The following is a 7,258-nucleotide window of genomic DNA, read 5'->3' on the forward strand; positions in this document are numbered from 1 at the left end:
ATTCATCGCTACTTCTCCTTATGAAAGTAGCGAATAGTTTGCCAACTCGAAGGTAAATTTAGGGTGAATAGAGATATTTCATAGTGGGAGCATACTGACGGCATATGCAACAACTCTAGACGGCCGTTTTTTTTACGACGATTTGTATTGTTACACCTCAAGTGGTATTCGGCGTTTGGGTATTGAGGCGCTTGATAAGTGCACCTCTGATATAAGTGGCTAATACCCTAGTAGAAATAGGTATCAACCACTCACGTTAAACAAGCTAAGCGTCGCTTTTCGGAGCCTGTACATCAACGACTTCTTTATCGACGATAGGAAGTACCTGTTTTACATAGTTACCCGGAGCCTTGCCAATCACAGGGTGTAGCTCGGAACCTTGATTGAAAGGTTCGACTTTCTCGTCAGCTTCAAAGCCTTGTAACCATTGATCCCAGTGTGTCCACCATGAGCCTTCGTTGTGACTTGCGTTGTTTAGCCATTCGTCAGCAGAGTCATCTAAGTTGTCGTTCAACCAGTAGCCGTATTTCTTTTTCTCTGGATGGTTAACAATGCCTGCGATATGACCAGACTCGCCCAGAACAAACGTCTTGTTGCCACCAGTGTTCAATGCACCACGGTAAGTCCCCTGCCACAACGCGATATGGTCTTCTTTGGTCGAGATGAAGTAGCTTGGTATCTTAATTTTATTCAAATCAATCCATACGCCGCCCACTTTCACGCCTTTGTCTTGAACCAGTTTGTTTTCAAGATAAAGCTCTCGCAGCAAGAAGTTATGGCATTTAGACGCCACGTTAGTGCTATCACTGTTCCAGTACAGAAGATCAAACTCCATCGGGCTACTGCCTTTGAGGTAGTTATCAATATAGTAGTTCCAGTATAAGCTGTTCTCTCGAAGCAAACTGAACGTCACGCTCAACGAACGACCATCCATATAGCCCTTGCCATCGTTTTGCTTCTCAATAGCATTGATGATTGTCTCATTGATGTACGCGCCCACCTCACCCGGCTGCGAGAAATCCAACAAGGTGGTAAAAAAGGTCGCTGTTTTGATGCGCTTTTTCATGCGCTTCGCAGCGTAGTAAGCCACCGTAGATGCGAGTACCGTGCCGCCAATACAATAACCTGCCGCATTGATTTGTTCTTTGCCTGTGATATTTTCAATCGCAGCAACGGCTTTAACCACGCCTTCCGTGACATAGTCACCAAACTCAGTATCCTTCTGCGCTTCACCTGGGTTGCGCCAAGACATCATGAATACGCTATGTCCTTGCTCAAGTAACCAGCGTACCATCGAGTTCTTCTCACAAAGGTCAAGAATGTAGTACTTGTTGATGAATGGCGGGACGATCAGCAAAGGCGTCGCATTGACCTGCGGCGTCTTGGGATAATATTGAATCAGTTCAAACAACTCGTTTTGAAAGACAACATCACCTTCCGTGTTAGCAACATCAACACCTAATCGAAAAGCGTTGTTGTTGGTCATGCGGATCTTGAGTATATCAGCACTCGCTTCAACGTCTGCTTGTAACTGCTCTAACCCATCAAGCAGGTTTTCACCATTTCGCTCAAGCGTCAGTTTCATCAACTCTGGGTTAGTCGCAATGAAATTGCTAGGAGAGAGAGCATTGATTGCCTGACGTGAAAAGAACGCCACACGCTCTTTGGTTTTCTCGTCGATGCCTTCGATAGAATTGATGGTGTCGATGTAGCTTTTACTGAATAACAAATAGGATTGCTTGATGAAGCTATAGAAAGGGTCGTTCTTCCATGCATCATCGATAAAGCGCTTATCACTGCGATCTTCTGAGATGACACTTTCAGTGTTGCCCATCAGTGCTGCGTTTTGCCAGATTTGCAGTTGCTGTTCCCACCATTGAGATTGCAGCTGAAGCAGGACGGCGGGTTGGTTGGCGGCTTGCTCGAAGATTTTTGATGCATCATCAAAATTCAATTCTTGCATCGCTTGATTTAGGGGAGATTGCGCGGCTTCCTTGTTTTGTTCAAAGTTATCCCACCATTGCTGGTTTGTTTGTTGAAGTTTAACAAGGTAGTCCGAAAAGAAGTGTTGAAACATAACATGACCCCAATAATCGGAAAATCGCCACCGAATGTCACAGTAAAACTGCCTCATTCGATGGCGATTAAATTTATGCAGGTGTGACTGTTTTCAAGTTTTCAGTTGTTAGTGTTTCAACATCGTCTTTGAATTCTTTGGCAGCCGCTTGCAATTTTGTACTGTCACTCATCATTTGCTGAGACAGTTGAGTTAATGCCGTGAGTTGTTGACTATTGAAAGCGGTCAGGCTGTTTACGTCTTTGATTTCGCTTACTGCCTTCATTTGAGAAAGACCCATATCCGTATAAGTCTGCATCGCATTCATTTGCAGTTCTGTCATCGTTTGAATGTTCTTAGCAACCAACTTGTTGAACTTTAAGTACGGTTCAAATTGCTTTTCTGTTTGGTCAGTAATTGTTTTGAAAATATCCGTGTACATAAGTAACTCCTGATGAATACATAGTTTAATAAATTTGTATAATCATCGTTTCAGCCAACATTCATCTATGAGCTCGCGATGCTTTGAAAAGCTGATCCGATGTTTTTAAGCTTGCTACCGATACCTTAGGCTCTAACCTTCAATACCTTTTAGCAAAACAGCGGTTCCCATTCCTCCACCCACACAGAGCGAAGCAACGCCATAAGTCGTTTTCTGTTCAAGCATTTCATAGATGAGTGAAACAATAATTCGATTGCCAGACGCACCTAGAGGGTGACCAAGCGCGATTGCACCACCATTCACATTGACCTTTGGCTTGAACGCATCAAGCGGTAAATCATGCTGCTCTGACAATTGGTACATTACGCCAAGGGCTTGTGCTGCAAACGCTTCATTCAATTCAAACAAATCGATTTCTTCGAGGGTGAGATTCGCTTTATCAAGCGCTTTAGAAACCGCTTCTACAGGTCCTAACCCCATGATCTTTGGGTCCAAACCTGACTGTGCGTAACTGGTCAGTTCCACTAAAGGTGTCAGGCCATATTTCGCTACCGCCGATTCAGACGCTAAGATAATGGCACTTGCGCCATCATTGATGCCCGAAGCGTTACCTGCCGTAACCGAACCTTCACGGTCAAAGGCTGGGCGAAGCTTTTGCAAAGCTTCGAATGTCGCGTCTGACTTCGGATACTCATCGGTATCAAAAATGACGGTTTGTCTGCGCTGCTTGACTTCTACAGGCACTATTTGCCCGCTAAACTTACCCGCCTCAATCGCTGCGACGGCTTTCTGTTGGCTTTCTAGGGCATAGTTATCTTGAGCTAGGCGCGAGATATTTAACGTGTTCGCGATATTTTCAGCCGTCATGCCCATGTGATAATGATTAAACGCATCGGTTAAGCCATCACCAACCAACAAGTCTTTCATCGAGATGTCACCCATTTTGTGACCATTACGAACACTCGCGGGCACTACAAAAGGGATTTGGGACATCACTTCAACGCCAGCAGCAATAACCACTTCAGCATCTTGTGCTTTGATGTGCGACGCTGCGTCCATCACCGACTTCATGCCGCTGCCGCAAATCATGTTCACACCGTATGCAGGTGTTTCCTCAGGTAACCCTGCATAGATGGAAGCCTGACGAGCAACCCCCATACCTTGACCTGCCGAAATCACATTACCAACGATCACTTCATCAATCGCATCCAACGAAAGATCGACAGACTCCAACGCGCCTTTGATCGCAACGCCAGCCAACTCGCCCGCAGATACGTTTTTTAGCGACCCGGTGAATGCACCAATAGGAGTGCGCTTAGCCGCAACCATAAATACTTTTTCCATCATTCCAATCCCTTCAGTTTCGCCAATTAGTGCATGTACAAGCCGCCATTCACAGACAATGTTTCACCTGTAATGTACGCCCCAGACTCACTCGCTAAAAAGCCAACTGCATCGGCAATTTCAACAGGCGTCGCTAACCGTTTCATTGGAATTTGATTCTTTATAGAATCAAGGACTTCAGGTTTCATTTGTTCAACCATAGGCGTGCCTGTGTAGCCAGGGGCAACAACATTTACCGTCACACCACTCCTAGCGCCTTCAGCGGCAAGCGCTTTTGAAAAACCAATCATCCCGGCTTTCGCTGCTGAGTAGTTAGTTTGTCCGAATTGACCTTTAAGACCATTGACGGAAGAGATGTTGATGACTCGGCAGTTACCCTTTTCACACATAGGCGCAAACAGTGGTTGAGTAACATTGAAAAGGCTGTTTAAGTTCGTTTCAATCACGTCTTTCCATGCTTCGGCATCCATCTTCTTAAAAACACTGTCACGCGTTATACCCGCATTGTTGACCAACACATCCACCGTGCCTTCTTCTTCTAACAACTTGCTTAAGCTCAGCGCACATTCCGCAGTATTGGTAACATCTAATTCAAACAATCTCACTTGATCTTCGGTGAATTGTTTTTCGTTAAACCAATCCAAGGCACATTGGTAATTCCCAGTAAAATAAGTCGCGATAACACGATAGCCGTCTGCAACTAACTTAGAGGAAATTGCTGAGCCGATACCGCCTTTTGACCCTGTAATTAAAGCAAGTTTTTTCATTAATGATTCCATCCCTTACAAGCAATTAAATAACAATGATGTTAATAAGATAATGTCTTAGTTGATAATTAAACTTTACGTTTTGCTTTAATTAAACCCTACAACTCAAAATCAAAAAGTATTATTACAAATAGATAATATTTTCGCATTATGATTAAAAACTAGACTTACATCCCAAAACCAATGAAATGTTAAATACATGTAAACAAATGCAAAACTCTGATATTAATAAAGTTTATTTAATTTCAGTTTTATCACCAAGCAGATAAGCCTTTGTTAATATGAGATAAACCTATATCTCTCAGCTTGTTTCAAGAAGAATGCAATGTGGGAATTTGAAATGATTGATCATGAGAATAATAGGAAAGACCTTATTACTCATTAATAAATATTTAATGATGGTTATATATAATCTTCAATATGAATTGCAGGGTAAATAGAAAAACAAGCATTATAGGTAGCATAAAAAAGCCCACTCAATCTATGAGTAGGCTTTAGTTAATATCTTGGAAAAATAGAGTAATTAAAAGTCAGTGACGAATACCCATATTAAATGGGAGTCGGCTCCTACTTCGTGAATGTTTCATTAGTATTTACATCTAGATAAATTTTGTTTTCAAGAGACAACCCACCACAATAAATAAAATAAACATCTCGGTTACTGTATTTAACTGATTTAACCCAACCGCCTAACTCTTCAAAATCACTTGGGTCGCACTCCCCTTCAGAGATAAGTTTAGCTACCGTGTTGCGGAACTTCTCTTGATGGAGCTTCAGATCATCGGATTTAGATAAGTATGAATCTAGTATCTCTCTGTTTTCTTGCTCAGAGATAATCACTTCATCACTAGATAGCCCAGACATTGAAATCCATTCCGCCGTCTGTGGTCCGCCTTCCTTTAAAACAATATAGTCAGAGATACGAGCCCATTCGCCTTGCTTCTCTAGTAGTTCGACCTTTTCACCCTTATAAAGATAGTCGGTTATCAAACCATCAATTTCGGGCTGCTCGACTACTTTTAGTTTTCTATCTAAAACGTAGAACTCAGTCTGTTCTGGCTCAGGCTGAGTAGTAGTGAGGGATGCAAGGTCAGATTCAGATTGCGCCGCGACTTCAACAGCCGGCGCTTCCTCTTTATCTGGCGGAGTGGGGTCTTTTTTCATGACGAAGAAATAGTATGCAGCCCCTCCTCCGCCCAATATTAATAACACAAGTAAAGCGATCAGCGCTTTTTTCATCAAATCCACCAGCTCTTCCGTTTTAGGTATGTTTCAAGTGTACATCAACTCATGTTGCTGCTCATCTATACTCTTAATAGAGAGCGAGTTAAGTAGAGGTAAATCATGAATTTTTTGGTGAAGGTTGTCATTATAAGTGTACCTCTGAGTGCCGATATCGCGTTAGCAGACCATTGTGACCGTGAAAACTGGCAAACACTGTTAGATCGCCAGTTATCATTTGAAGAACGCTATAATCAATACACCAAAGAATTTAACCAAGTTCTCTCGACCTATGAATCACAAACGTTGCTATCTAAACATTTCAACGAAAAGCAGATCATTGGGCTTTGGGCAAAGTACGAACAAAGATTTAATGTGCAGCTCAATAGTCATATGAATACCGCTTATGATGTCTCTGAGGTTCTATTAAAACAGGCGTATATTGTGTCTACAGAACTAGATGGAGCGGAGTCTCTAACGCATTCGTGGCAAACCATAGCTAAACACTGCGCTAAAGCAAGACTACCGCGTCAAACAGAAAGTGCACAGGTACACGTACAAAGCTCACAATCACTCTCGCAAGATCTTTATACACTCAGTAAAAAATTTCGTCAGCTCTCTTCAAAATACCGTAAAGAAGCGACGATGATTGACGAAGCTCGCCACACAAACCAACCGATAAACGATGTACAAAACTGAAATGATTACTCACTTGCTTAACTTGATTATCCCAATAATCATAGTTCGAACAAACCAACACATTCAGAAATATAATCAGTCAAAGCTTTATCAATAAGTTGTAAAACTAATGTGGTAACTATCAACAATGACGTTCAATTTCCGACCAATGCAAGCGACTATGTGAGATATTCATCACAAAATAGATTTACAAACGCCAGAAAATTGTTATCATGATTATTCATATAACTTAATAACAAGAAATATTTTGGCTAGGTAATATGCAAAAAACTATGGCTTTCAACTGCTTGAGTAACACGGAAGGGACTGCAGAGATAAGAGGTAAACTTTTATCTGTCGCTAAACACATGGAAGAGTTCGGTTCAGTAAGTGAGCTAGAGCTATGTAAGATATTTGGAGAGACGATTTGGAATGACGGTGTGGATTATCATTCACATGCTTTTTCATTCAGAATCAACGCTCAAACCGGGGATTGTTCAATCTCTAACTTTAAGTATCACTAAGTTTTGCACCTATCATATACGGAGTACCTTTCACGAGGTGCTCCGTTTTTTATTGTTGCGTATCCGCATTCGTCAGATAGCCGTTAATAGCGACCGTACTTCCTATTAGTCATAAAATCATTTCTTTTTCAGCTCATGTCATCGGGCAGCGTGTCACCTACCTACGGCTTAGTCGGTGTAAACTGTTAGTTCGTATAGACAGTTTGTTCGTATAAACCGTTAGCTC

At 42.1% G+C, this 7,258-nt stretch carries 7 protein-coding genes; 2 read left to right on the forward strand and 5 right to left on the reverse strand.

The genetic code is table 11. From position 1 onward, the window contains the following. Positions 1 to 265 precede the first annotated feature (265 nt). The 5 genes from phaC to AB4589_RS06445 all read right to left on the reverse strand — a co-directional run bounded on the left by phaC (position 266) and on the right by AB4589_RS06445 (position 5,857). A complete protein-coding gene (gene phaC / locus AB4589_RS06425; protein ID WP_372099812.1) occupies positions 266 to 2,077 on the reverse strand; it encodes a class I poly(R)-hydroxyalkanoic acid synthase in 1,812 nt (603 codons plus the stop codon). Between the two features lie 73 nt (positions 2,078 to 2,150). Beyond that, on the reverse strand, positions 2,151 to 2,498 hold the full coding sequence (locus tag AB4589_RS06430; protein ID WP_012600514.1) for a phasin family protein: 348 nt from the start codon (positions 2,496 to 2,498) through the stop codon (positions 2,151 to 2,153). 132 nt (positions 2,499 to 2,630) lie between these two features. Continuing rightward, positions 2,631 to 3,842 (reverse strand): acetyl-CoA C-acetyltransferase, encoded by a 1,212-nt coding sequence (locus tag AB4589_RS06435; RefSeq protein ID WP_371709326.1) that lies wholly within the window; start codon positions 3,840 to 3,842, stop codon positions 2,631 to 2,633. Between the two features lie 26 nt (positions 3,843 to 3,868). Next, the gene (locus AB4589_RS06440; protein ID WP_012600512.1) at positions 3,869 to 4,609 is read right to left on the reverse strand and encodes an SDR family oxidoreductase; all 741 of its coding nucleotides are present in this window, start codon (positions 4,607 to 4,609) and stop codon (positions 3,869 to 3,871) included. 567 nt (positions 4,610 to 5,176) lie between these two features. Then, positions 5,177 to 5,857 (reverse strand): SH3 domain-containing protein, encoded by a 681-nt coding sequence (locus AB4589_RS06445; protein WP_372099814.1) that lies wholly within the window; start codon positions 5,855 to 5,857, stop codon positions 5,177 to 5,179. A 96-nt stretch (positions 5,858 to 5,953) separates the two neighbouring features. On the opposite strand from AB4589_RS06445, the gene AB4589_RS06450 reads away from it, so the two are divergent. Both AB4589_RS06450 and AB4589_RS06455 read left to right on the forward strand, forming a co-directional pair. After that, positions 5,954 to 6,529 (forward strand): hypothetical protein, encoded by a 576-nt coding sequence (locus AB4589_RS06450; RefSeq protein WP_012600510.1) that lies wholly within the window; start codon positions 5,954 to 5,956, stop codon positions 6,527 to 6,529. A gap of 260 nt (positions 6,530 to 6,789) precedes the next feature. Continuing rightward, positions 6,790 to 7,032, forward strand: coding sequence for a hypothetical protein (locus AB4589_RS06455; protein WP_009845471.1), 243 nt, complete (start codon positions 6,790 to 6,792; stop codon positions 7,030 to 7,032). Positions 7,033 to 7,258: the final 226 nt, after the last annotated feature.

Source organism: Vibrio sp. 10N.222.49.A3, assembly GCF_041475145.1.
GTDB classification, from domain to species: Bacteria; Pseudomonadota; Gammaproteobacteria; order Enterobacterales; family Vibrionaceae; genus Vibrio; species Vibrio tasmaniensis_A.